Here is a 26,181-nt window from a genome sequence, read left to right on the forward strand (position 1 = left end):
TTTGTCGAAAAATATTTTTTGGACACCCCTGAGGGGCCGAAAAGCCTTGATAAATCAACATTTCTAGAGGGAGGTAAAACCAAATACAAGCCTTATGTTTCAAAGGCACTCTATGATGCTAATAAAAAGTTGGATCGAGATAAAGACTTCATCGCTTGTGAACGATAAGCATTCGTTTTCTAGTGCATCATCAAATACTTATTGCAAAGACCTTACATATAAAAAGCCCTTCTCGAATGAGAAGGGCTTTTTGCGTATACCTCTATTAAACATTTGTACTTCCAAAGTATGCAGAGCATCTTCAGAAACACTGTATACAGGCATTTTTATCATCATATGAGATATGAATGTTCGATATTTAAAAAATACCGGTAATTTGAATTTGAGATACAATGTCTTTTAATTTTTCTTCACCAATCAACGCATTATTTATAAAATCACTTACATTTGTATATTCTTGATGATTTAAATTATAGTACTTTGTAAGGCAAATGCCTACTTGAGTATTAGTTATTGAATAACGTTCACCCTTATAGATAAATTCTATATCATGTCCAATCTCTATAAGCTCTATTAATTTTTCTAAACTCATATTTTATCTTCCTACTTTCTTCTACCTTTATTCATTGGTTCTGCTTTCCCTCTTTTAGGTTTTTTTCCATCCCATTTCCATTTATGTCGATGTGGTCCCCAAGGATGATGTTTCGGATTTCCGTGATCGCTATAGTCCATGTCTTTTTTCGCTCTTCCCGCACTATCATAATATCTTCGTTGTATAACTTTTCCTTTCTCATCCCTTAAAGTTAAGCTTCCTTTTCTAGGGCCTGTTAGAGGTAAAGAACCTTTACTAGTCAAACTTTTTACTTTCTTTCCTAAATACCACGCTCCATAGGCCCCGACAACAGCAGCAGTACCAATTAACATTACTTGTCCAACACCAGGAACAAAATAAAGCCCTACAGCATACGCAAACTTCCCATCCGGATCCACCAACATCACCGGATTGTTATTCGCATACGCATACCCATTCTGCGTGAGAATATCATCTGTATCCCCTGGATCTGGATCCATCGAAAGGAACACGCCATGCTCTGGGTGGTAGTACCGGGCAATCAGGTAATAAAAACCCGTTTCTTGGTCATATTGGTACCCCGCATATCGGTATGGGTTTTCGTCGGCCAAGGCTCCGGATTGGGATAGAATATTCCCCCACGCATCGTATTGATAGCGAGCGACGATATTTCCTTGTTCATCCGTCAGGGCGATGACATCCCCATGTACGTTATAGTGGTAAAAGTATGTCGCCGTGCCCTTTTTCATGGCAAGAAGCTGACCGTTTTCTCCGTATATATACGATCTTACCACATTTCCACTCGCATCGGTTTCGTATAGAACATTTAAGCTATCGCCTTGGTAATGGTAGTTCGTCACGACGCCATTGACGTTCTTTTGGATGCGCCGGCCGTCTTCATCATATTTGTACGTCACAAAAGGAGTGCTTTCTCCTTTTCTTGTAATGGAAACTAATTGGTCCGCTTCGTTCCATTCGTATTGATATTTTCCGTCTTCTAAGCGGTTGCCGTTGGCATCATACGTGATCGTCTCGGTCCCAAAACGAATGAGCTGATTGGCAGCATTATAATCGGCGTTGGTGGTCGTGGACTGCCCATCCTTGGTTTTCACGATTTGCTTCCGGTTTCCGAATCCGTCATAGGCATACTCGATTTTCGTGCCATCTGGAAGCTGCTCTTCCACTAATTGGTCTAGGGCATCGTAACGGTAGACGGTCGTTTCCCCCGTTGGGGATTCCACTTTCGTCCGGTTCCCGTTTTCATCGTAACGGTACGTTTCCGATAAAATTTCTGTTCCGTCCGCCGTACCGACCGAAACGCTTTCCACTAAGCCGCGGTCATCATACGTAAAGGTCGAGCCGGCTCGGTTTCCTGTCGTGAAGGTGCGAACGTTTCCTCTCTCGTCATAGTCAAAGCGGTACGTATACGTTCCATCTTGGACGACCGTATTTTGATCCAATTTATTATATTGGTAATTGATCGTTTGGCTAAAGGACCCATGAGAGAACATGAACTGCTGCAATTTATCCGATGTGGTTGGGTACAGCCATTTTTGCAGCCCACCGCGGTCTGACAGTTCCACGAGCCGATTCGCTTGATCAAATGTTCTTGTTTTGGTGGTGCCATCTTTTAGATATTGAACAGAAAGTTCGTTTCCGTTTTTGTCGTAACTAAATTCGTAATACGGAACGTTGTTGTAAGAAATCGTTTTGACCCTTTCCGTTCCGTCATACGTCCATTGAATCGTGTTTCCTTTCGGCAAAACCGTTTTGATTTTATTTCCGTTGGCATCATATTCATTCGTTGTCACATCATTCAACGGACCGACGGTTTTAATGAGTTTACCGGTCGCATCATAAGAATAGGCAAATGTTTGAGACTGGCCGCCGCTGGTTCGAATGACTTTTGAAGTCATATTGCCATTTAAGTCATAATCGTAGTTGACGGAAGTACCGTTTGCTAACAACAGCTGTTTTAAGCGATCCGATAAATCATACGTGTACTCTTTCTTGTTTCCTTTCTTATCGTACTCGCTTAACAGGTTTCCTACGGCATCATAATTCTTTTTCGCCACATAGCCTTCTTCATCCACTTCTTCCGTGACATAATTTCCGCTTGCATCATACTTGTTTTTCGTCACCACGTTTCCTTCCATTAAACGGATCGCGTCAAACCATACCGTTCCCGTGTAATTGCCACGGAAGACAGCGGATATGTCGATTTTATCAATTGGCTTGGAAGGTTGAATCGAAACGGCGGCACGGTTCCAATCTTGATTGCTAGTAGGGAAATCGGCGGTATACGTTTGGGTCGTTCCATCCACAAAGTATACTTTAGCCGTAATGGAATAATCGCTTGCGCTCACTGTGCCATTGGCTTTGACATCCTGCGCTTTGGAAAGACCTGTGAGTGTCAAACGAAGCGGCGCATCGATTGACGTTTGACCGACGATCACCGTCTGCTTATATTCACTAGCCGACTGCGTGGTGCTGGTTCTTGTTAGTTTAAGAGAGCAAGCCCCATCGAACGATTCTGTACCATCTATACTTCCGCCCATGCCGCTCCAGTTGGTCAAGCTTCCTTCAAAGCTGCTGTTGGCGACCGGGTTATAGCTCGAAGACACTTGGGCTTCTTCCAACTGAATCTGATCAAACCACGCTTCCCCGGATGCGGTTGGCGATCGATGATCCACTTCTAAATAGACGCGCACCTTGGCCGCATCGGAATGCGTGGTAAACGTCACTTGCCGCTCTGTCCAAGGCCTTATGCCGGATAATGAACTGTAGCGATTATCCACCCACGCCAGCCGGCGGTTTTGGCTGTCCAGTTGTTCGATGTTGAAAAACGCGTTCGCCTTGGTCAAATTCGTTTTGATCTTCCCGCTCAGCGTGTACGTCGTATTCGGTTTCACCGAAATGACTTGTGTTGCCGCCACGTAGCCAAGTTCGTTGCCAGGGGAAGTGGAGTTCACGGTCATTTTTAATGTCTTTCGCCCGGCCAATCCATGATCAACATTCGCATCCTCCCACCATTGCCCAGCATCATAGGTGCTGGTCAGACTCCAAGCAGTCATCCCCTGTTCAAAGCTGGGATTAACGATGAGATTCGCCGCACTGCCGAGCGCATCACTTTCTTCCATCAGATTTCCATATGCATCATACTTGGCAAAGGAAGCCGTTTTGGCCGCTTGATCGATTTCCGATACCGGGTTTAAGCCATCATAAGCAATGGTGGTCTTGTCATTTTCCGTATCGATGATGGAGACGACATTGTTATGTTGATTATACTGATAGGTTTCCGTCCCATAACGATCCGTCGCGGTCAGCACATTCCCGTTCGCATCGTACGTATACGACTCCGTCGGCGTTGTCGTTCCCGCATCATTCGGATCGTACGATTCCTTTAGGTTGTTCCCTTCATACACATAGTTGGTGGTAATATTCAAGCCGCCTGCATCATCGACGATTTGAATCGGATTGGCTGCCTCGTTAAAAGTGTATTGCGTTTTTCGACCATTTGGCTTCGTCACGACCAACTGCCGCTTTGTTGGGTCATAGTTCAATGCATACGCGTGGTGTTCAGGATCGATCGCTTGGCTGAGTCGGTCGCCATCGTACACGAACTGATAGACAACCGGTTTTTCCACCGTATGCGTCGGCTCGAATACGTTCACAAGACGGCCACGGTCATCATATTCATATCTTGTGACTTCCCCGCCCGTCTGGGTTACTTTTGTTAACAAGTCGTTGTTATACTCATACGTGATTGTCCGATTCATTGGGGCGGTAATTTTCTGGATTCTTCCGCTTGCGTTATACTCTATACTTAGTTTTCTGCCCGATGCATCGGTAATCGACACTAGCTTTTCGTTGTAATAACTGTAGATAGTGGCATTCCCATGTCCATCCACGATTTTCGTTAACTTGCCATCACTTTTTCGAAAATGGATTTTCGTTTGATCTTTTGTCGTCAGTATATATTCATTGGTTGTTTCGCTTAACTCCAAGTAAACACCTGTCGGGGCTTTATACGTGCCGTCGGATAATTTCGTGAATATATGGAGTGTGCCATCTTCATCCGTAAATCTTGCTTCATTTCCTTGGGCAACGATATTCATTTCCGCATCGCTATGCCATCCTTTTCCGAACAATCCAACCGATGTGGATAAACTATTGTAAGTTCTTGTGATTCCAAGCCCCGGTCCTCTTCCGGAAATAGAAACATCGTCTTCGTCTATAATCAGATTACCGGTAGCAGCATTCACGCTGCCATACGGAACATCAATGATGGACCAGTAATCTTCCTTTCCTAAATACTCATTCGCCTCCGGAATTTTCACCGTCAATGCATTGCTAGAAAATACTGTTTCCCCATCCGCATTGTATGCACTGAGTCGGAAGTAGTAATTGGTGCTTGTGGCGTATTTTGTCCCCATTTTCGCATACATTGGAGAAGGATCTTTCGGAAGTTCCAATCCTTGTCCATCATGATGCAATGTTAAGGTGCTGGAATCCCCCTGTTGAATTTCCTCCGGAGTTGGCCAAATTCCTTTATTTTGCGTCGTCCAATGGTCCACGTCTCCTACATCAAATGCTTCATAGTAAAGTCCATTAAAAATCCATACTTTGTATCCTGTTGCACCAGAGATTTTCTCCCAGTCTAACATGACATAACCCGAGTTGCTTCCTAATTGGTTGCTGTAAGCAAACCCCGAAGGCGCTGGCGGCACTCGCAAGTTCGGAATACTAGGCATATACGCATCCGAAAAGACGGTTTCCCCTTGAGAGTTATAGGCGCTTACTCGAATCCAGTAGTTGGTAGCCGTTGCGTATTTTGTTCCTGCATTGGCATAGACCGGGGACGGGTTAACAGCTAATTCCGTGCCGAGACCATCGTTTAAATGCAACTTATATCTACCTGCTTGAATTTCCGTAGATGTTGGCCAATACTTTTTGTTTTTCGTTGTCCAAGAAGTGACGTTCCCGACATCTAGCGATTCATAGTAGGAGCCATTAAAAATCCAGATTTTATATCCCGTCGCTCCACTCACAGGATTCCATTTGAAGTCAATATATCCTGTTCCGTTTCCGTTTGTATAACTTACCCCCGTCGGAGCAGATGGTTTCGCCAAATCCGGAATGGTCGGCATATACGCACCAGACATGGCGCTTTCGCCTTGAGGAAAAATCGCACTGACTCGGAACCAGTAGTTCTTGCTATTCGGATAGCTTCCGCCTGAATTTCGATAGACCGGGGAAGGATCGACAGCAAGCTCCGTCCCTAACTGATCTTGGTGCAGGTCATATCTTCCGGCACTAATTTCAGAAGCGGTCGGCCAGATTTTTTTCCCTTTTGTACTCCAAGAAGTGACATTTCCTACATTAAACGCCTCATATGATTTACCGTTATAAATCCAAACCTTATAACCCGTAGCGCCAGGAACCGGATCCCATGATAAATTGATATATCCTGTGCCATCCCCATTACTGTAGGCCGTTCCTGTCGGCGTATTGGGAACGGGGATCGTATACGTAACGGACAAATATGGTTTATAACTGCTGTTCGTAGTGGAAACAACTTTTTTCCAATACGTTTGTCCATTGCCATTCGTATGAAGTTTAAATCCGTAATTTGGCTTTGTCTCTGATGCCCATTCTTTTACTGTATTCGTGACATCAAACTGCGCCCATTGGTCTCTTGCAACATCCACCTTGCCAATGTTGGTGGAGGAAGGCTTATTATTCCACGTTAACGTGCTCGCGGACCATGAGCTGTCTACCGCATCGAGCCATAGCCCTGTTGGCGTTGTCGTATAATACGAATGGGTGACATAGACATGGAACGTGGCATTTGTCACATTCATATATTTGATGCTTGATAAATCCGGGTGCAAAAATCCATAGCAAGTGCCTGTTGTTCCATCATAATACCCCACCTTTAAAACGTATTGTCCCTGCGCCGAATCCCACTTACTTGATGAGGAACTATAGTTGGTTGTCGGATAGGCGCTCATTACAAATGCATCAGCAGACACCTGAACGGAAGTACTCGGGTCAATATAAACAGGGTATACACGTTTAGGGTCTTTCAGCCATTCGGGATCGGCTTTAACCGTTAAAATGTACCCTTCATCATCTTTTTGCAGTTCATAACTTACATTCTCCGACCGTTGAGCTTCTCCAGAATGCTCATCAACATGGGAATCCACCATAAAAGGTTTCGGCAACTCAAAAACCTTTTCATGTTCTTTATTTGTCAATAAAATGGATCCATCATCTTGGATGTCTGCTTGTAAATCTGTTTTCAGACGAAATTTGAAAATATGATAGCCAGTAAAAGAATGAAGAACTAAATCTTCTTTCGTTGACTCGTTAAATGTAATATTTTGTAGGTCTATACTTGGAAAAATGTTTTTGTGTAGAATTTTGTTGTCTTTTTTCTGATAGATAGCCTTTGCATCCTTCGCCTTGATCGGCTTCACTTCATTCCCAGATGTCTCTAAAATCGAATAAGAGATAAAATGTCCATTGTAACGAAACGTAGCGTATTCTCCATTGAACATTTTTTTGTAAAAGGTAGTTTCCAAAACGGTGTTCTCCGTCTCCACACCGTTCTCATCACTCGCGGAGTCCGTTAAATTCGAAGATGTTTCCTCAAATAGCGGCTCTCCCTTTTTCTTACGATGAATCGGTTCAAAGTAGATCTTCTTGGTAAACGTCCCATCACCGTTGTCGTACACTTTGGTGTTAGCGGTTCTCATCTCCACGATTTCCCCTGGCTTGTGTTGACGTTTCGGGGCTTCCGGCACCTTGGGTGGCTCTTCTTTTGGCACTATACGGCCAACTCCTGATTGGATCGTTTCGGCGAATCCCTTTATCGGGATGCTTGACACCATTAAAGCCCATACAACCATCCAAACTAACCATCGTCGCAAACAAATGTTTCTCATATGCTCCCCTTCCTTATTTCCATTATTTTTACAATAAAATTGTATCTTTCCTCCTCCCTGCCATCCACCGTTTTCGACAGACAAAATTCGACATGACTTAGGGTTGGAACGTCCACAATCCGATAAATGAATGTTGAAATGCTTCCCTTCTTTAATTGATTTGGGAACGAGCATGGAAGAAGAGGAGGTAGGCTTTTGAAACGATCCATTGCAACACCGTGACAAGGAATTCATGCCCATTTTGCATCATGCTTGTGCAATGAAAAAGCCATATCGCCTAACCAAACAAAAACCCCAAACGGTCATTGATGTCTCCCGTTTGGGGTTCGTTCAAGAGTAGAGCACGATCATGGCAATGAAAAAGTACGCCGCGTTGGCGATTTCCAAGATGCCTAGTTTCATGATCGGCAGCGATTTTCCGTATAAGTAGACGGCGCGAATGGCGCTCGGCGCGTAGGCCAAAACGGCGAACGGCTCGCCGATGGCGATGAGACCGGCAATCAACAAGGCATGGTATCCCCATGACAGCCATTTGTATCGCACGTTTTTCTTTTCGCGAATCATCGTTTTGACGTAAAACGTGCTGCCAATGAAAAAGAGGAAGGAAAACGCGGCCAATTCGAACGCTTCCACCGTCAATTCCCCGCGCCCGACATAAAAGGCGCCCAAGCCGCCGACGCAAAACGATGCGATGGCCGCAACATCATTCCAGAAAGCGCGCTCGTTCTTTTTCTTGCTGTAGTAGATGTTTACTAGGAAAAACGGAATCATCGCCAAGCCAAAGAGAACAAGGGCCGGCCGCTGCAAAAGGGAAACGGCTAGGGACGGCGCGGCGATGACGCCATAGCGAATGGCAGCGGGCACGTACGGCTCGTTCCGCTTCGTTTTGACCGCCATCAAGAGCGGATACGTCGCCAAGTAGAGGGCAAGCCAAGCGAGAAAGAGCGGCGCGTGAACCCACGTGAGTCCGCCGGCGTATGCCCCGAGCCAAAACGGGATGATGAGCATCGCCCAAGCGCCATGTTGTTTAGGCATCACCCATTTGCTTTTGTTTGCCATCGCTCTCACCCCCCGCTCACTGGCGGAATAAAAGCGACTGTATCGCCCGGTTGAAGCGGCGCGTCGTCGCGGGCGTACTCCTCATTGACCGCGGTCATGACGCGGTCAAGCGGCAAGCCGTAACGCGCTTCCACTTCTTCTTTCAGCTTTCCTACGGTGTCGGGGACGTGCGGCCATGTCACTTGCCGCTCGCCGACTTGTTCGCCCAAATGGGCAAAAAACAAGAGACGGATCATCATTCATTCACCTCCGGCTTTCCGGACGGATAAGCTTTTGTTTCCAGTTGATCGCCAATCCATGCACTGCCATCTTCCCATTGTTCTTTTTTCCAAATCGGTACGATTTGTTTGATCCGTTCGATGGCGTAGCGGTTCGCTTCATACGCTTCCGCGCGGTGTGGCGAGGAAACCGCGATGACGACGGCGATGTCGCCGATCTCAAGGCGCCCGATCCGATGGGTGATCGCCGTTTTCGCTCCCGGCCATTGTTCGGCGATTTCCGTTCCGATTTGCGCCAGCATTTTCTCCGCCATCGACACGTACGCTTCATATTGCAAAAAGAGCGTCCGCTTGCCGTTCGTCCATTCGCGCACCGTGCCGGCAAACACGGCAACCGCGCCGGCTTCCGGGCGCATCACTTTTTTCATCACATCCTCGACCGAAATCGGCTCGGACGTGATGACAAACAACGATTCCGTCATGTCCCTCTTCTCACCTCATTCATCAACCATGGGATATATGCGGCCTCATCAGCCAGCGAAAACAAAGGGTGCGGCAACGGCCGGGAAAGCGGTTCCCAGGCGATGACGGCGCGGATGTTGGCGAGGTGCTGAAGCGACGCCCAATCTTCCTCGGAGCGCACAAGCACGACTTTCGGATGGAGCGCCTTCTTATAGCCTTCGACCAGCACGAGATCCAGTCGAAGCGGCGCATAAAGCGCCAACACATCATCCAACCGCCACAACGGGCGGCGGAGATGCAGCTGCAACAGCCCGTCCCCTTCCACCGCTGTCGCCACCGCCCCGGCCCGCTCATGACGGACGGAATCGACGCCTTCCGGCCGTGCCGGCTCGCCGCCATGGCCGTGATGCTTCACCGTCCCGACGCGCCATCCTTCCCGGACGGCGGCCGCCACCCATTTTTCGACGAGCGTCGTCTTGCCCGTATGTTTATAGCCGACAACTTGCCAGACGTTCATTCGCTCGATCCCTCATCATCATCGAGCAGCCATACGTCCACCTCGTCACCCTTAGCGAATCCTCTCGTCCCGCCCGGCAGCACCATCAAGGCGTTGGCCGCCGCGAGCGAGGTGACGATGTTCGACTTATCCATGCCGACCGGTTTGACGATCAGCCGGCCGTCAATCGCTTCGATTCGGCTGCGCACGAAGCGGGTGAACGGATTCGGTTTGGGAAAATCGGCGCCGAGCGTGGCCTTCACTTTTTTCAAATACGGCTTGGGGGAAAACAAGCGCGTCCGCACGACCGGGCGGACAAACAGTTCATAGCCGACGTAGCACGCCGACGGATTGCCGGAGAGGCCAAACAGCAGCTTGCCATTCCACTCCGCGACGGTCGTCACGCTCCCCGGGCGCATGGCGATTTTGTTAAACAAAACGTTCGCCCCCAGCCGCTCGTAAATGGCGGGCAAATAGTCGTAATCGCCGACCGAGACGCCGCCGGTCGTCATAAGCATGTCCACTTGATCGAGCGCCTCGCGCACGGCGTGAAAGCACGCGTCAAAGTCGTCGGCCAGCTGGCCAAAATAGATCAGCTCAGCGCCGCTTTTGAGCGCCTGTGCTTCAATCATGTAGGCGTTGCTGTTGCGGATTTTTCCCGGAACGAGCGGTTCAGAAACGTCAAGCAGCTCGCTGCCGGTCGCAAACAAGCCGATCCGCGGCTTTTTCGCCACCTTCACTTCGGCGTAGCCAAACGTCGCCAACAGCGCCGCCACTCCCGGATTGATGCGCGTTCCTTTTTCGACGAGCGGTTGTCCCTTTTTGGCATCTTCTCCTTGAAACGAGATGTTGTCGCCGGGGCGGAACGGGCGCTTAATCGACATATACGTTTTTCCATCCCGTTCATACTGTTTGGCCAGCTCCAACATGACGACCGCATCGCACCCTTGTGGAATTTGCGCTCCGGTCATCAGGCGCACCGCTTGAAACGGGCCGACGGGCTGTTTCGCCACTTGTCCGGCGCCAATCGTTTCGATCACTTCAAACTCGACCGGACGATCCAACCCCGCTCCTTCCGAATCGGCGGCGCGAATGGCAAATCCGTCATACGGGGAGCGGTCAAACGGCGGCACATCATGGTCAGCGCGCAAATCTTCGGCCAAATAGCGGCCATACGACTGGCGAAGCGGCACCGTTTCCTCTTCTCCCACTCCGGCGTAACGCATCACCCGAGCGATCGCTTCCGCTACAGGAATCGGGGTTCGTCTTTCGACCATGTCTCTCTCTCCTTTCGACTATATGGCTGGCGGCTATGGTCTCGTCCTTTTCACGTGGTTGCAGCGGTTTGATGCCTCCCGCCAGCATTTCATCACCGACACTCACAGCGGCGATATGCGCCAACATCCTTTTCCTCGTCTAGGGGGCCGGTGATTTAAGGAAGCAGGCCGTTTACCGGCCTCGTTTCTCAAATAGAAAAGCCTTGTCGCATCGGTATCGCCTTTCACACGCTCCCCCCATCGTTCATAGAGAAACAACCGTTTTTCACCAGTCATCTAGGGGGCCGGTGATTTACTCACGCAACCGCTTCTCGGAATCGTTTCTCAAGTAGAAAAACTGGTTGTATCAGCTTCTATGTTCACGCGTTCCATCATCGATCAAGGCAAACAGCGGTTTTTCACCAACCTTCTAGAGGATGTTGACAAGGCGACCGAAGGCGGGACGCGAAGTGCGCCAACATCCTTTCCCGCGTCTCGCCGAACAAAGCGGCCGACGGTGCGAGCTCTTGCCTCACTTTATCCGCCTAGCGGTATTGTTCCTGACTATAGTTTAGCACGTCTTGAGCCCGATGTTCGACTCGGTCGACCGGCTCTTTTGTCTTGATTGTACATAAAAACGAAAAGTGCCGTTGTGATGTTGATCACATTCGTTCTCCGTCTTCATTTTTTCGCTGCTGTGAGATGAATCACAACGTGGCCGCGGAAAACACGGTATGCTGAAGCTGTAACGATTGGATCAATGGAGGGATGATGAATGGAACAGCGGTTTACTGAACAATCATTGATTGGCGATATTGTCACTCAATTTCCGAAAGCAGCTGATTTGTTGAAAGCGCGGCGCATCGATTTTTGCTGCGGCGGACAGCGTCCGTTAAAAGAAGCCATCGAAGAGCGCGGACTGGATGGCGAAGCGCTCCTTCGCGAGCTGAACACCCTTTATGCGGAGGCGCAAAACAAGCCGACCCGAAACTGGAGCGAAGCGACGCTGACCGACTTGGTCGATCATATTATCAACACGCACCACCGCTATTTGAACGAGGAACTGCCGCAGCTCAGCCCATATGTCACAAAAGTATTGCGCGTACACGGCATGCACCACCCGCACCTTTCCCGCGTGCATAAACTGTTTCACGAGTTAAAAGCGGAACTCGAGCAACACTTGATTACAGAAGAAACAGAAGCATTCCCGCTCATTTTCCAATTTACTGACAACCCCTCGCCGGAAAACCGGGAGGCGGTCGAACAGGCTGTTCGCGAACTGGTCAATGAGCATGAGATCGCTGGCGATTTGATCAAAGACATTCGCGACATCACCAACGACTTCACCCCGCCGGAAGACGCGTGCGGCACGTATCGGCTCGTTTACAGCCGACTCGCCGCGCTCGAAGAAGATTTGTTTACCCACATCCATTTAGAAAACAACGTCCTCTTCCCGCGCGTGCTGGCGGCGGTAAGAGCATAAGCAAGCAAACCCTTCCCCCATTTCTAAGGCAAAGGCAGGCGCAGCGAGCGATGAACAGGCCGCTCTTCGCCGGAAAGAGCGGCCCTTCTTCTTTGTCATCCGCCAATATACGACATTTCAATTTTCTTCCGTTGCTTCGCCGTTTCTTCCGTCCGTTCTTCTGAATAGCGATCTGTCCGCTGGTTCCAAACCGCGGTGATCAACGACTTCAGTTCCTCTTTCGTCGCCCCGGCGCGCAGGTTGTCTTTCAACGACACGCCCTTCGATGCAAACAAACACGTATACAGCTTCCCGTCCGCGGAAATGCGCGCCCGCGTGCAGCTGCGGCAAAACGTTTCCGTCACTGAGGCGATAAAGCCGACTTCCACCTCCGTGCCGACGTAGCGGTAGCGGCTCGCCACCTCGCCGAAATACGCTTTTTCGACCGGTTCGAGCGGATGCATGGCGTTGATTTGTTCATACATCTCTTTTTTCGTCACAACATGGGAGTAATCCCAGCCGTTCGTTGTGCCGACGTCCATAAATTCGATGAGGCGGAGCGGAATGCCTTGTTCTTTGAAATAGGCGGCCATCGGCACGATTTGCGAGTCGTTCCATCCGTTTTTGACGACCATGTTCACCTTGACGCCGAGCCCTGCCGCCCGGGCGGCTTCAATGCCTTTTAACACCGGGGCGACGCCGATGCCGATGCCGTTCATTTTGCGGAAAATGTCATCATCCAACGCATCCAAGCTGACGTTGACGCGCTTTAGTCCGGCTTCTTTCAGCCGCTGCGCCCATTTCACTAAATGAACGCCGTTGGTCGTCAAGCCAATATCGCGCAGGCCGGGAATCGCAGACAGCCGCGCCACAAGCGCATCCAAATCGCGCCTTAAGAGCGGCTCGCCGCCCGTCAAGCGGATTTTTTCGACGCCCAGCTCGACAAAACATTCCGAAAGAAGCGCCATTTCCTCGACCGTCAACAGCTCACCTTCCGCCAAAAAGCGAAAATTCGGCCCGAACACGTCGGCCGGCATGCAATAGACGCAGCGAAAATTGCATTGGTCGATCACTGATAACCGCAAATCGCGAAGCGGGCGGGACAGGCGGTCCATGACGTTCGTTCGGTTGCGCTCGCCCATCGCACTCCCTCCTTTCTGTTTCGTTCGCCGCACGATATTGACAGGCGGCTTTGTTTATCTTAATTAGGCGAGAAGACTCCCACTTCAATGAAGCGAAGCGGCGCATTAAACATCTTAAAGAAAAGTAAAGCTGTAGACCTGAGTGTCTTATGCTCTAAAGTGGACACGCCTCAAAGAATAAGGATTGCTTGAAGCAGTCAAACTTCTTTGGAAGCCTCCACTTCAAATTTTCGCTAGAAAATTAAGTGGGGGTCGTTCACTCCCGTAAACGACCGAGTTTCGTCGCAAAAGCCAATAAACTGAATGACAATCCGATCGTGACCGCCACCCATGCCCACGCGAACTCCATCCGCCCCGATTCCATGGCCATGTAGACGGCGGTCGGGATCGTTTGCGTTTTTCCCGGAATATTGCCGGCGAACATGAGCGTTGCGCCAAACTCCCCGAGGCTGCGGGCAAACGACAGCACCGCTCCGGATAATAACGCGTGTCTGGCAAGCGGCAGCGAAATATGCCAAAAGACTTGGCGCTCATTCGCCCCATCGATGCGCGCCGCCCCTTCAATGGTTGGATCGACCGCTTCAAGCCCGGCTTTGGCCGCCTGATACATGAGCGGGAATGACACGACCACGGCAGCCATCACCGCGGCACCGGGCGTAAACAGTACGGTCGTATGAAACGACGCTTCGATCCACCGGCCGATGGGGCTATGGCGGCCAAACAAGACGACGAGCAAAAAACCGACGACCGACGGCGGCAACACGAGCGGCAACATAAACACCGTCTCCACCACCGTCTTGCCGCGAAACCGGCGGCGCGCCATCCGCCTCGCCGCCGCTGTCCCTAAGACCGCGACAATCAAGCCGGCGAAAAGTGATACTTTAATCGATAACCAAACCGGTGACCAAAACGTTGTCATGGGTCAGCCTCTCTTTGTTCCATCTCCATCCTAACGATACGAAAACAAATAGATAAACGCTGTGATGCTGCTCACATTGATTGTATCATACGGGCGGGGAAATCCGGCTTAGAAAAATTTGTGACAACCTGCACAAAAAAAGTGACAAACGGTGATTTTTTTCACGCTGTCCCCACTGTGAGGTTTTTTACAATAGAAATAGCCGAACAAATGGAGGTGTCAATCATGCAACGGCTAAGCCAACCAGTGGAGAAACGCGATTTTTCCCTCTTGCGCTCATGGCTGCAATCGTCGAAAAAAGTGATTCCGCTCCGCAAACATTCGTTTTTGTTTCAAGAAGGAATGCCCGCCAATGAGCTGTATTTGATTCTTTCCGGCAAGGTGCAAGTAAGCAAAATTTGCCCCGATGGAAAAGAAATGTGTTTCCGCATTTGCGGAAGCGGAGAAATCGTCGGCGAGCTGACGCTGTTTACAAATGATGCCCGCTATTTATTGACCGCCAAAGTGATTGAACCGGGGGAAGCAGCGGTGATGAAGAAAAACGAACTTGAAGACCAGCTGCTGATCAATCCGACCCTTACCCTTGAATATATGCGCTGGATGAGCAAGCATGCCCGGCGGACGCAGACGAAGTTTCGCGACTTGATGATGAACGGCAAAAAAGGGGCGCTCTATTCGACGCTCATTCGCCTATGCAACAGCTATGGGGTCTCGCTTGGAGATGGAAGCATTTTCATTGATTTAACATTAAGAAACCAAGACTTAGCCAACTTTTGCGGCACGACACGCGAAAGCGTCAATCGGATGCTCAATGCATTAAAGCAAGAAGGGATCATTTCTATGAGGCGAGGGAAAATTACCGTCCACGACTTAAACTATTTAAAAACGGAAATCCAATGCGAAGACTGCCCACCGGATATTTGTTGCATTGAATGAGCACGGCGCTTTCATTTTAGAGCCAACTCCCCCGCTTCGCTAACGCTTGAAGTGGGGGCTCCTTACCAATATGTAACTACCCCTCAAACAAGCGGATCTTCTCGCCGACTTTCGCCAATAACGGCTTTTCTTTAAGGGTAAATGTGTCCCCGTTCGTATTCGGATCGCCAGGTTTAAGCGCCTTCGCTGAGAAAACGACATAGCTTGGCACACCGTTTTGGAAATCATTCATATCGTTGTAACGATACCATTCATTTTCGATAAGCACATATTCGCGGTCCACTTCCTTGTCGGTCGGATAACCGTTTTTCGGCTTGACGATGATCACGCCGTGCATGCCGTTGGCGATATGTTGCAAGACCGGCTTTGTGCCGCAATGATACATAAACACGCCCGGGTTGTTTGCGGGGTAAGTGAACGTTCCCGATTTGTTCGGCATCACGTCAATAAAGTCTTTTGACGGTGCAGCGTGGACAGCATGAAAGTCCATGCTGTGCGGGATGGCTGGGTCCATATTTTTCAGCGTAAAATGGATCGTATCCCCTTCATTGACAACGACGAGCGGTCCCGGCGCCTGGCCGTTAAACGTCCACGCTTTATAGATTTTTCCTTTGTCAATTTCAATATCGGTAATTTGCGCCGTCATTTCGATGTGGACGTCATGCGGTCCAATCCGCTCCATTTTCAACGGCACCGGCGCTTGATTTACTCCTTTGTGCGCCGCTAAAACGTTCGTCGCCTGCTGTTGTGTGGCCGCCGTTTCACTTTTGCTTTCCACCTTCACTTGCTCTCCCCCGTTATTGCACGCCGCTAAAAGCGAGGCCGCCAACACGATCGATAACAACGCGGATCCATTTCGGTTCATCGTTCTTTCCTCCTCTAACGGAATCGGTTTACACCTTCAGCGTACGCCATTTCGGCTTCCTCTCTAGTGATTTGTATCACCAAGAAACACGCATATTTGAAGGGTTTGTGAAACGATGAACAATATGTTTATCGCTACTGTAAAAACGATAAAAGACGTGCCCACGTTGGCTAACGGAAAACGGGCATTTCGTTTTCCGAATCGTCACCAGTCCCCCCTTCAGTCCATCTGCCTGGTGAACAATAAAAAGAGGCCAAAAGTGGATACTTTTGGCCTCTTTCGATGGTTACGATGCGTACCGTTTCGCTGGTTCGCCGGCTTTTTTGCCGAAGACGATTCGATTCAATAAGAAGCAGATCAAGGTAAACAGGCTGAGAAGCATAAACCCGAGCACGTAAGAACCAGTCGCATCTTTGATGATGCCCATAAAAATTGGCGGGAAAAAGCCGCCCAGTCCGCCCCATGCGCCGACAAGGCCAGTGACGGTGCCCGTTTCCGCTGGGAACAGCTGCGGCACGAGCTTGAAGACCGCACCGTTTCCTAATCCGGACATCATCGCCAATAACAGGCAGGCGGCCGTCATCACCCAAATGTTTTCCATTCCAAATGCGATCACCAAGGCGCCGATTGTCATTCCAGCGTAGACGAACGTCAATACCCGCTCGGCGCCGATTTTATCGCCAAGGTTACCCCCGATCGGCCGTGCGAGTGTGGCGAGTACGGTAAACCCAGCCGCGCGCATCCCGGCATCGACCGGTGTCAACCCATACAAGTCAACGAGGAGCGACGGCAAGTAAATGCCAAAGGCGACAAATGCTCCGAATGTGACGAAGTAAAACAGCGACAATGTCCACGTATGTTTGTATTTCAACACTGACAGCGATTCACGCATCGTTTTTTGTTGCTTTGGCTTCGGCATATCGGGGGTGAAAAACCAAACGAGAATAAGCATGATGACGATCGGAATGATCATTCCCCAAAACGCCCACGAAACGCCGAAAGCGGCAGCGATCGATGGAACCGAAAAGCTGGCGACCGCTGTGCCGAAATTGCCCATCGCGTTAATCCCGAGCGCTGTTCCTTGTTTTTCCGGCGGAGTCAAGCGCGATACGAACGTTACCGAGATCGCGAACGACGTCCCGGCCATACCGATGAAAAACGCCCAAAACATTAACATCGCATACGAATCCGCAAACCCTGCGCCGATGAGCGGAATGATTAAAAACAGGAGCAGCAGCGAAAACAGCCTCCGCCCGCCGATCCGGTCCGTCCAAATGCCAAGCGGCAGGCGCATGACTGAACCGAGCAGCACCGGAATGGCGACTAAAATGCTTTTTTGCGTCGATGTCAGGTCGTACATTTCTTGAAACGTGCTCGCCAGCGGCGAAAAGACGGCCCAAACTGCGAACGAAAACATCATGGCGAATGTCGTAATGGGCAGCAGCGCTTTTTGTTTATTCATGAAAAGCCCCTCCCTAATCTTCAAAAATATGTGGCTTTGTTTGTAATTCCATCATACGCGGGCGAAGGAAATTGATTTGTGAGGTTTATCACGTTCTTGCTCGTTGTCACCATTTTGTCAAAGTCGCTGTCACTGTTTTGCCACATATAGAAAAAGAGGGTGTCTCAAAAAGCGATGAGACGCCCTCTTCATTACCGCATACACGCATCTGCCTCGTCCGGACATCCTATATACCGTGTTTCACTCGAATACAACGGCTCTTTTGAATCAGCCCCATGATTTGGCCGCGCATGAAGCTATAAGGAACACCGTTCGGCTGACCCCCCTCTCAAACTGCTTGTTGCAAACAGCCTGTTCCCTCACCCGCTCGCCCGTATCTCTTGCCTCATAAACAACCAATAAGCGATCGCAAAGCAGACGAGGGTGGCGGCAATCAAGGCGGTCGCTTGCGGCCAAATGAGCAAGACACTTTGCGAGAACGGCAGCGGGGCGGCAACAGCGCCGGCCGTTTGTTCCACGGTGACGATCCCTAGCGTCCGAACGTCCGGCGAAAGCAAAGCGGTCGTGGATTCGTTGAACAAGTAGCTCGGAGACAATCTCATGAGACCAAGCACCAACTCTTGACGGCCGACCGCCTGCTCAACGGACGTAATCGCATCAGACTGCAAAAACGACTTCGCAACTACTTCCACGATCATCGCGTAAAAAAGGTTGAAAAACAGCCAAACGGCCAGCGCTGACAACGCAGATGTCGCCGCTTGGCGGAAGACGACGGAAAACAAAATGCCGAGATTCAGCCAAAAGGCGATATACACAAGGCATAACAACAAAAAGCAGACCATGCGGGCAAACTCTTCGAAAGTAGGCGGAATCCCCAAGACCAAAATGCCTAATGCCGTCACAAGCAAGCCGAGGGAAAGAAACAACACCGCATTCAACAACAACGCGACGACAAACTTGCCGTTGATGACGTAATCGCGCGGGATCGGCTGTGCCATGAGCCGGCTCAGCGTCCCGCGATTCCGCTCCGAATTGATGGCATCAAATCCAAGCGCGATGCCGAGCAGCGGTCCGAGAAAACCGACAAACGTCACAAACGATGGCAGCGTTCCGTCCGAGACAGTGAATAATTTTAAAAACAAGTAGGCGCCTTTCGCGATTTCCTTGGCCTCTTCCGACGAATCGAGCGCGTCCCGAATCGTCGTCATCGCCGTATACAGCGACCCGAAGCAAGTGAGCAAGATGAGAGCGATCAAAATGATCATGCGCCAACTCGTCAAATAATCGGCCAGTTCTTTTTTGACAATGGCCGAAAAGGCGCTGCTTGCCCCTCTTATCCGCTTCTTCTCATCAAGCACCCCCGCCTTCAGCCGTTTTCCCCATCTTTTTGCATATGAAAAACCACCGTTTTCCCATCGCCCCTTCTTACGGACCTTCAACGTCCATCCCTCCCTTCAAAATAGCGAAATGGTGATGGAGATTGAAGGTCTCAAGCCGTTCGCTGCTCGCGACTACCAATTGTGGATTGTGTACACGGACAACGAGATGAAAGGAGAGCTATTGACGATCCGCCATGGGGCATCGCGCATTTTGATCACCGGCGAGGACGTCAAACGGTTCAAACAAATTAAAGCAAGCCTCGAACCAAAAGGAGGAAGCGTGACGCCGACCGGACCGGAAACGTTTATTGTCGATCTCAAACACGAATAGACGCCAAAGCCCCCCTTTTGCCACAGGCCAGCGGCCCGTGTCGCTCGCTCGTTCATCCATCCGCCGCAAAAAGGCCCCCGCTGCGTCCGGGGGCGGCAAGCCAAGCCGGGGACAGCCGCCCCCGTTGGCCTAGCGGCGGTTTGCTTCTTTGTTTCGTAGCGCCTTCGGAATATATATAAATCGACTGTCGATGAGCAAATTTGCTAACACAAATTGACAACCAAACAAAAAAGGAGACATGAACCCGATTCCTTGAGTAAAATAGATGTGCTCAAACCCGTTCACACAAGGAGGTTCATGTCTTAGGAATCGATAAGCACATCATCAAGGAATCCACCAATTTTTCATGACGTTGGGATTGGCGCTTGATTTCTCGAAGCCGGTCATCAAGCATCTCGTTTACCTTGTCGACGCCTTGTACCAAGGGATGTTCGGGGACATTGACGGATGTCCGGTACTGGAGTTTTCACCCGCATCATCGAACCACGCTCAGCCACTTTTTCACGAAAAGCCCTTGGAACGAGGAAAACCGGCTTGAGAAGCTGCAAGAATGGATCCTTCGCCAGATCGAACGCCTAGCCAAACGGGAGAATCAACCCCTGTTCCTTTCGATGGATGATCCCATTTGTCAAAAAACGAAGCCTTCGTCACGGGCAACGCACGCCATTCAAGGGTGTGACTGGCCTTTCTCTCACAGCGATCATCAATGGGTCTGGGGGCATTCGCTTGTTTGGCTGATGGTGCACACCTTCTCGCAAGCGTTTCCGTTCGCCTTTCGTCTGTATGACAAGACGGCGGGAAGAAGCAAAATCGTCCTAGCGATCGAGATGCTTTCTTCGCTCAAAGAAAAGTGGACTCGGCCGATGTGCATGGTATCCGTCCCAAGCGCTCATCGAAGCCTGCTTGAAACAAGGATTCCATGTCATCGCCATGCTCAAGACGAACCGGATCCTCTATCCGAAAGGCATCGACATTCAAGCGAAGGAGTTTGCCCGCTATATCGAACCCAACGACACCCGCCTCGTCACGGTGGGGGAACGAGCGTTACCGCGTGTATCTCACAAGAAATAGATTTTGGTGGAAATGGCACATTCCATTCACTCGTCGGCCTCCATTTTACTGTCATGGCTGGACGCGTTAGTGAAATCCCACACATTTGTGATAAAATCACTATCATCAAACAAGATTATTTCACTTTTTCAAGTGTAAAACGGTTGATTCTATATACTTCGTCACAAAGAACATCAATATCTTCTTGATTGTGACTAGTGAGCAAAATCGTCCTTCCCTCTTCCCTAAACTTTCGAAGCAAATTGCGGATCGTTTCGACGCTATCAGCATCTAAAGCATTGAATGGTTCATCTAAAATTAATGTTTGTTGATCTTCCATAATGGCTTGAGCAATGGCCAACTTTTGTTTCATTCCAAGTGAATAATGTTTTACCTTTTGCGGTGATTCTGGATTTAATCCAACCATTCTCATCGTTTGCTTGATTTTGTCATCATCGATTTGGTTTCGAATGAGGGCTAATGCTTTTAAATTTTCAAATCCTGTCTTCCCCGCTATATATCCTGGCCGATCAATGATAATTCCAAAATTACTGGGAAAGCGCTTATTCGTGCCCAACACTTCCCCGTCCACAATCACGCTACCTTGATCAGGGAGTAGAAACCCACATATAAGTTTAAAGAATACGGACTTTCCCGAGCCATTGGGGCCAATAATTCCATAAATTTTCCCTCTTTCCGCCGAAAAATTCACATTTTCTAAAATCGTTTCCCCTTTAAATGATTTGCTCACTTGATTCAGTTGAATATGCGCCAACATTCTCACTCCTTTTTAGAAATGAAGATCTTGCTTGCGAAAAACATACAGCAAGAAAACAATCATTAAAACATTCCATAACGCTAAAATCGCGCTTATGCGATACACCGAGCTATCGGTAAGTAAATACGACATGCTATTTAATCCAGATGGAACGATCCCCCAATTGTTAAGGTGCGGTAACATAAAAAATGAAAGTAAAGCGATCCCAACGAAACTATAAAACGTTTCTTTGCTTAACCAAGCAATAATAAACACAAATAGCACATAAAATGATAGTTGAAGATAACCATTGACAAAAAAATGATAAACGATTTTAAGCACGGTGACCGAACGCTCAATAGAGACATAGAAATCAAAAGAGAACCCATTCAAAAAAGAAATGAATAAGGCTAGTAAAGCTAAGGCGAACAAATATACCCCAATATATAACATTATCTTGCAATACCAACCCCAAAACCATCGACTGGTAGACTGATAACGCAAAAGCTTGTAATATCCCATTTCTGACAATTCCTTCTGCAAATACAGTTGAACCCAATAAACCAGTCCAAAATAGAGAATCAAATAGCATAAAAATGGCTTAAAATAAAACGCCTGATTTGAACCGCCTATAAACATGAAAAGAAACTGATCCCAAATCGTTGTTCCTTCTTTTCCTCTCATACCCGCCCATAATGACATGACAATCAAAAGGATAGCCGCATAGTCATTCCAATTGTATAATTTTAAATTCAAATCTAATAGGTTAATAACCAAGATAAGTAGGATCATCCCCACTGTAACCACTACAATCGATATCCATATAGTTCCGAATTGCATAACTCCCGAATGCAAAATCAAGTAATTGCATAAATTGAGTAAGGAATGGGGAGGAAGAAGTTTAAATGACACCCCAGCATAGACCCATATAAGAACAGCAGCGAATACGACTATCCTTTTGTACTGCCATTTCACATAAAGAATAGCCAACAGAAGGTGAAAACAACTCACACTCAAAACAAGCAACGCTAAATGCAGCAACAATGCCAAAAAAGGACTAGTTATCAATTTTTGTAATATTTGCGTTTCGCTCAAAAACGCGTCCATCTTACTAAACGGGCTCCAGCCAGCAAAATGAGGAGCACCAATTGACAAAACTCCGCTCACTGCTCCCCAGACGATGATGGATACGCCGACAATTTGTATAAATTGAGCTAATGTCGCATATACCCAACTTCGGTAAGAACCAAATCGTATGAAGATCGTATAATCAAAGTTAGATGTAATAATTACTAAAGAATGATAGAGAAAAAAAGGCAAAACAAAGTAAATGATTAGATAAATATTGCCAAAAGAACTATGCACCAGATCCCATTTATTCAACTGCAGTTTGCTTTGAAGGGAATGAATATACATCTGCTCTTTGGCTCTTACACCATATATGTAAATCATCACTCCAAAGAGAATCCACTTGACTTTTAGTAATTCATTAAAAAAATTGCTCCATTTATTGTTTATCATTCTAATCATGATACTGATGCAACCTTTCTTTTAGATAAACGATCAATATAACAACAATAAGGCATAAAACCCCGAAAGGCACGAATGCCGTCCATAAAGGTTGCTGTGATATGCTAAAAGGAAAAATAGCATAAGTCGGAGAAAATTGGTCATATCCAAGAACTTGAGCAATAAAGTTTCCCAGCAAATAATAGATGAATGGAATGGAAAGCGCTACAAACGCCTTTTCTAAAATCATGACGAGCAACAACCCCATTGTCGCATACATCATCCCATTTAGACCAACCCATAATGAATAAAGGATCCCATATGGCAACGTCCCTAAGACCAGTAATTGCTCGAATGTGGTATGAGGAATTGGATTGCCATCGGTTGGATACAAACGAACGATCCCTAAATGAGGTTCAACATACACACAAAAAACAAATGGAAGAAATACAATGAAAAACGCGATCAAAAAGGACAAAATCGCATTGGCGATTAGTTTGCCAAAAAAGTAAGTTGTCAAAGAGATACGGATCCGCACATAGGGAAGAAAATAATTTTTTTGTTCACTTGGAAAAGAAATCGCGTACACAAGAATCATGATAATGGGAAAAAGTAACGGCACAAAATTGGAATTTACACGCAGGAAAAGATCCAACTGTCTATAATAAACATAACCATCCTTTATCAACGCAAATTGAATGGAAGGCAGAACTAACACCAATGCAGCCCAAACTACCCATTGTCGCCAAGTAAAGACTTTCAAAAATTCAACTTTCACTTGATGGCCTAACATGTTCTACACCCCTTCCCATATACTTCTATACGAGGAGAAACATGATCATGCACGTGTTCTGCAACTGTATTATATCACTTAGTACATATGAGAACAAGGGGGATTTTGGGATTTGCTAATTTCAGACAGTACGAACCCGTTACACACTCGAAACCGATCGAGCTTATGATCGGATCCCCTCTATAATATACATGCGACATGAAGAGCCAACCTCTCGGTTATTCTGCATATCAGTGAAATCGGTGAACAATTGAACATTAGTAAACGAACTGTCGAACACCACGTATCATCCATTTTGCGAAAGCTGAACGTCAAATCACGGTCCGGAGCGGTAGGAAAAGCGTTTATGCTTGGATTGCTTCAGTAACCGCGGTTTTAGGGGAGAGTCGAAAAAAGAATACGTTTGATCAAGCACCACTCCTCCAATCAGCCAAATGGCTATCTCTAAACATCTTAAAGAGATTCGACAACGCTAGGCAGATAACGTTAAGAAAATGTGATCGGTAAAAATCGAACATTCTGACTATAATAAAGAAACCTTGAAAGAGTTTTGACTCATTCAAGGTCATTGACCATCTACTATTCTATTTTGTTTTTACAGCTTCCCTTAATTGTTCTACTACACTTTTTAGCCATTGGATTGGAGTCACTCCAAGGGCAGGAAAATATACCCCGTCTGCACAGTGTTGTATGTATTCATTCTTTTCATCATCTGAATACTCGCTATTAATGAATTCCGTTAAAAATGCAATCGCAGACTCAAGATATTCCTTACTTTCTTCTGTTAACAATTCTTGTAATGCTTCCTCAGGCGAATCAATGTCTTGATGAAACGTTCCAGCTAGAAACTGAAAAACTGGATCTCCCGGATTATTTTTGATCAGCAAGCATCTTACCCTCCATTCCGTTATTGAGTTGGATAACCAGTTAAAATAAAATTCCCTGCCCCATCTTTCTTTAATACTATCTTAGCATTTGTCATATTTTCAACTGTCGTCGAACCTCTTTGTACCCCGCGGCCAATAATTTCTGTACCTTGATAAGGCAGAACCAAAGTCGATTTCGCTTTTGGATTGCTTAACCATTCTTGGATCATTTTCTGGTTATTTGGATCGTTTAAAACTTCGCTGGCTACTCTTTCAGCCGTAGCTCGATCTTTGAAAGTCGATGCCCCTTTTATTTTAGGATTATCTTTTAAGCGTTGTAATAACTCTTCATCTGTCTTCCCAACATGTCTGGCAATTAGATGCCCGCCCCGAGCCTCATGTGCAGCTAATCCTCCTCCAGGAGCTAGAGGACTAAAATCTTTAGGTTTAACATTAGTCGTCCCCTTCTCAATCACATTATCGACTTTCTGAATCATATGGCGAGATACATCTTTCGCCTCATTCATCAACATCCGAGGCGCTGAACCCACTCCGGCATATACCGGCTGCATTGAAATGGAAGCGATGCTCTGCACTAATTGGTCCCATTGCGTCTTGAACAGGCGAGCGGTTTCCACCAATGGCGCTTTGATGACTTGATGGTAGATCCTTTGGAAGAACACTTTCACTTTATCATAACGCACGACATGCTTCACTTTCGACAGGGTAGAGGCGGTGTCGATCGCTTTCGCTCCCTTGGTCGCCGCTTTTCCTGCCATGCCGACTCCTTTTGCGGGAGGAGCAATCGACGCAATCAACATTCCTCCTGCCAACAGCCGATCACCAAACGATAGGCGCTCTCCAGTGACTGGGTCGTACTCCCCGAACACGCGTTGCAAGTCGTACCAACCAATCAGTTCTAATCCGAATTCCTTCATGTTGTCGGCCAGCGTTTGGTCGGCTTGACGCATCGCTGCGGCGGTGCGATACAACAGCTCTTCGGCTTCATTAAGCTTTTCTTCATAACGCCTCAGCCAATGAACGAGTTCATCCCTCAGCTCTTCGATTGCGGACGTGCTGACGCCGGGGAGATTCATCGCAAGGGAAGAGAGCTCCCACGATAACGTCATCCGCGCCCGCTGACACGCATCTTCCGCATCGGGAATATGTCCAGCGACTGTTTCTAGCTCATCTGGCTTTACATGAATCATTGCCCGCACTGCACCCTTTCATAATCATGATCCAACACGCTTGACATGTAAGACATTCTTTCTTCACTCTCCGCTTATGCTTTGTATAAATGGTAACATAAGCTAATATAGTGTAAATTATGATTTTATTGGCTCTTCACCACAAAATGTACTTGACAATCAAGTTGTTTTCTGATCAAGGGTACAAAAAATGCGAAATTTCCTGTATGGTAAAGGTAACCAAACCATCAACCATGGAGGAAATTTCGCATGCCATCTCCGTTTATCAAAGATTTGATCACTTTACCAAGCTTTCTTATTCAAGGAGAACGAAAAGAGGAAGAACGATGGATTTTTGAACGTTCCCTCCCTCCTCATTGTCCGATCTGCCCGACTTGCTTCGGACGAACCATCAACATGTCATCGAAACGGAAACAATGGATTCATGGCTATACCAATACGGTCGGTTTATTTTGGATTGAACTTCCCATCGAAAGACGGCGTTGCC

At 47.8% G+C, this 26,181-nt stretch carries 19 protein-coding genes and 5 pseudogenes; 7 read left to right on the forward strand and 17 right to left on the reverse strand.

Annotation, left to right across the window (positions count from 1 at the left end; translation table 11 throughout):
• A pseudogene (locus B4113_RS20330) lies at positions 1 to 168 on the forward strand (excalibur calcium-binding domain-containing protein); the annotation flags it as partial.
• A 190-nt stretch (positions 169 to 358) separates the two neighbouring features.
• On the opposite strand, the gene B4113_RS04565 reads toward B4113_RS20330, so the two are convergent.
• The 7 genes from B4113_RS04565 to glp all read right to left on the reverse strand — a co-directional run bounded on the left by B4113_RS04565 (position 359) and on the right by glp (position 11,033).
• The gene (locus B4113_RS04565; protein ID WP_033843279.1) at positions 359 to 592 is read right to left on the reverse strand and encodes a hypothetical protein; all 234 of its coding nucleotides are present in this window, start codon (positions 590 to 592) and stop codon (positions 359 to 361) included.
• Positions 593 to 603: 11 nt separating this feature from the next.
• On the reverse strand, positions 604 to 6,783 hold the full coding sequence (locus B4113_RS04570; RefSeq protein ID WP_369802223.1) for a DNRLRE domain-containing protein: 6,180 nt from the start codon (positions 6,781 to 6,783) through the stop codon (positions 604 to 606).
• A gap of 1,068 nt (positions 6,784 to 7,851) precedes the next feature.
• Positions 7,852 to 8,580, reverse strand: coding sequence for a YwiC-like family protein (locus tag B4113_RS04575; RefSeq protein WP_033843278.1), 729 nt, complete (start codon positions 8,578 to 8,580; stop codon positions 7,852 to 7,854).
• Positions 8,581 to 8,585: 5 nt separating this feature from the next.
• Positions 8,586 to 8,816, reverse strand: coding sequence for a molybdopterin converting factor subunit 1 (gene moaD / locus B4113_RS04580; protein ID WP_031405156.1), 231 nt, complete (start codon positions 8,814 to 8,816; stop codon positions 8,586 to 8,588).
• Positions 8,816 to 9,280: a molybdenum cofactor biosynthesis protein MoaE gene (locus B4113_RS04585; protein ID WP_033843277.1), complete on the reverse strand. Its 465-nt coding sequence runs from the start codon at positions 9,278 to 9,280 to the stop codon at positions 8,816 to 8,818. Before B4113_RS04585 ends, moaD begins: the two co-directional genes overlap by 1 nt.
• Positions 9,277 to 9,777 (reverse strand): molybdopterin-guanine dinucleotide biosynthesis protein B, encoded by a 501-nt coding sequence (gene mobB, locus B4113_RS04590; RefSeq protein ID WP_033843276.1) that lies wholly within the window; start codon positions 9,775 to 9,777, stop codon positions 9,277 to 9,279. The genes B4113_RS04585 and mobB overlap by 4 nt, the downstream gene beginning before the upstream one ends.
• Complete coding sequence (glp, locus tag B4113_RS04595) at positions 9,774 to 11,033, reverse strand: gephyrin-like molybdotransferase Glp (RefSeq protein ID WP_033843275.1); 1,260 nt, start codon at positions 11,031 to 11,033, stop codon at positions 9,774 to 9,776. The genes mobB and glp overlap by 4 nt, the downstream gene beginning before the upstream one ends.
• A 754-nt stretch (positions 11,034 to 11,787) precedes the next feature.
• Between glp and ric the strand changes: the two genes are divergently transcribed.
• Positions 11,788 to 12,495 (forward strand): iron-sulfur cluster repair di-iron protein, encoded by a 708-nt coding sequence (gene ric, locus B4113_RS04600; protein WP_033843274.1) that lies wholly within the window; start codon positions 11,788 to 11,790, stop codon positions 12,493 to 12,495.
• A 95-nt stretch (positions 12,496 to 12,590) separates the two neighbouring features.
• On the opposite strand, the gene moaA is transcribed toward ric, so the two are convergent.
• Positions 12,591 to 13,616, reverse strand: a complete 1,026-nt coding sequence (moaA, locus tag B4113_RS04605) for a GTP 3',8-cyclase MoaA (protein WP_033843273.1) — start codon at positions 13,614 to 13,616, stop codon at positions 12,591 to 12,593.
• A gap of 256 nt (positions 13,617 to 13,872) precedes the next feature.
• Complete coding sequence (gene modB, locus B4113_RS04610; protein WP_033843272.1) at positions 13,873 to 14,535, reverse strand: molybdate ABC transporter permease subunit; 663 nt, start codon at positions 14,533 to 14,535, stop codon at positions 13,873 to 13,875.
• A 225-nt stretch (positions 14,536 to 14,760) separates the two neighbouring features.
• On the opposite strand from modB, the gene B4113_RS04615 reads away from it, so the two are divergent.
• Entirely contained in the window at positions 14,761 to 15,471 is a 711-nt protein-coding gene (locus B4113_RS04615) for a Crp/Fnr family transcriptional regulator (RefSeq protein ID WP_033843271.1), read from the forward strand.
• Positions 15,472 to 15,556: 85 nt separating this feature from the next.
• On the opposite strand, the pseudogene B4113_RS04620 reads toward B4113_RS04615, so the two are convergent.
• From B4113_RS04620 to B4113_RS04630, 3 genes and pseudogenes are all read right to left on the reverse strand, one after another.
• Positions 15,557 to 16,336, reverse strand: a pseudogene (locus tag B4113_RS04620) (multicopper oxidase domain-containing protein); the annotation flags it as partial.
• A gap of 286 nt (positions 16,337 to 16,622) precedes the next feature.
• Positions 16,623 to 17,798 carry a nitrate/nitrite transporter gene (locus tag B4113_RS04625; protein ID WP_033022759.1) on the reverse strand — a complete coding sequence of 392 codons (1,176 nt, stop codon included), beginning with the start codon at positions 17,796 to 17,798 and terminating at the stop codon, positions 16,623 to 16,625.
• Positions 17,799 to 18,157: 359 nt separating this feature from the next.
• A complete protein-coding gene (locus tag B4113_RS04630; protein WP_033022761.1) occupies positions 18,158 to 19,237 on the reverse strand; it encodes an ABC transporter permease in 1,080 nt (359 codons plus the stop codon).
• A 34-nt stretch (positions 19,238 to 19,271) separates the two neighbouring features.
• Here B4113_RS04630 and B4113_RS04635 point away from each other — a divergent pair, with 34 nt between their 5' ends.
• Both B4113_RS04635 and B4113_RS04640 read left to right on the forward strand, forming a co-directional pair.
• Positions 19,272 to 19,508 carry an anti-sigma factor gene (locus tag B4113_RS04635; protein ID WP_033022763.1) on the forward strand — a complete coding sequence of 79 codons (237 nt, stop codon included), beginning with the start codon at positions 19,272 to 19,274 and terminating at the stop codon, positions 19,506 to 19,508.
• Between the two features lie 346 nt (positions 19,509 to 19,854).
• Positions 19,855 to 20,565: pseudogene (locus tag B4113_RS04640) on the forward strand (IS701 family transposase); the annotation flags it as partial.
• A 129-nt stretch (positions 20,566 to 20,694) separates the two neighbouring features.
• On the opposite strand, the gene B4113_RS04645 reads toward B4113_RS04640, so the two are convergent.
• Genes B4113_RS04645 through B4113_RS04655 form a run of 3 tightly spaced genes read right to left on the reverse strand, consistent with a single transcriptional unit; the run spans position 20,695 to position 23,617 of the window.
• Positions 20,695 to 21,333 (reverse strand): ABC transporter ATP-binding protein, encoded by a 639-nt coding sequence (locus tag B4113_RS04645; protein ID WP_033022774.1) that lies wholly within the window; start codon positions 21,331 to 21,333, stop codon positions 20,695 to 20,697.
• 15 nt (positions 21,334 to 21,348) lie between these two features.
• Positions 21,349 to 22,845: a permease gene (locus B4113_RS04650; protein ID WP_081897178.1), complete on the reverse strand. Its 1,497-nt coding sequence runs from the start codon at positions 22,843 to 22,845 to the stop codon at positions 21,349 to 21,351.
• Positions 22,838 to 23,617: an ABC transporter permease gene (locus tag B4113_RS04655; protein WP_033022765.1), complete on the reverse strand. Its 780-nt coding sequence runs from the start codon at positions 23,615 to 23,617 to the stop codon at positions 22,838 to 22,840. The genes B4113_RS04650 and B4113_RS04655 overlap by 8 nt, the downstream gene beginning before the upstream one ends.
• A 232-nt stretch (positions 23,618 to 23,849) precedes the next feature.
• On the opposite strand from B4113_RS04655, the pseudogene B4113_RS18520 reads away from it, so the two are divergent.
• Positions 23,850 to 23,984 (forward strand): annotated as a pseudogene (locus B4113_RS18520) (response regulator transcription factor); the annotation flags it as partial.
• 217 nt (positions 23,985 to 24,201) lie between these two features.
• Here the strand turns inward: B4113_RS18520 and B4113_RS04660 are convergent.
• Together B4113_RS04660 and B4113_RS04665 are read right to left on the reverse strand one after the other, a co-directional pair.
• Positions 24,202 to 24,504, reverse strand: a complete 303-nt coding sequence (locus B4113_RS04660; RefSeq protein ID WP_008879021.1) for a contact-dependent growth inhibition system immunity protein — start codon at positions 24,502 to 24,504, stop codon at positions 24,202 to 24,204.
• Between the two features lie 20 nt (positions 24,505 to 24,524).
• Positions 24,525 to 25,694: an RNase A-like domain-containing protein gene (locus B4113_RS04665; protein WP_033022767.1), complete on the reverse strand. Its 1,170-nt coding sequence runs from the start codon at positions 25,692 to 25,694 to the stop codon at positions 24,525 to 24,527.
• Between the two features lie 249 nt (positions 25,695 to 25,943).
• On the opposite strand from B4113_RS04665, the pseudogene B4113_RS20335 reads away from it, so the two are divergent.
• Positions 25,944 to 26,181: pseudogene (locus B4113_RS20335) on the forward strand (ISL3 family transposase); the annotation flags it as partial.

The organism is Geobacillus sp. B4113_201601, assembly GCF_001587475.1.
Taxonomy (GTDB): domain Bacteria; phylum Bacillota; class Bacilli; order Bacillales; family Anoxybacillaceae; genus Geobacillus; species Geobacillus icigianus.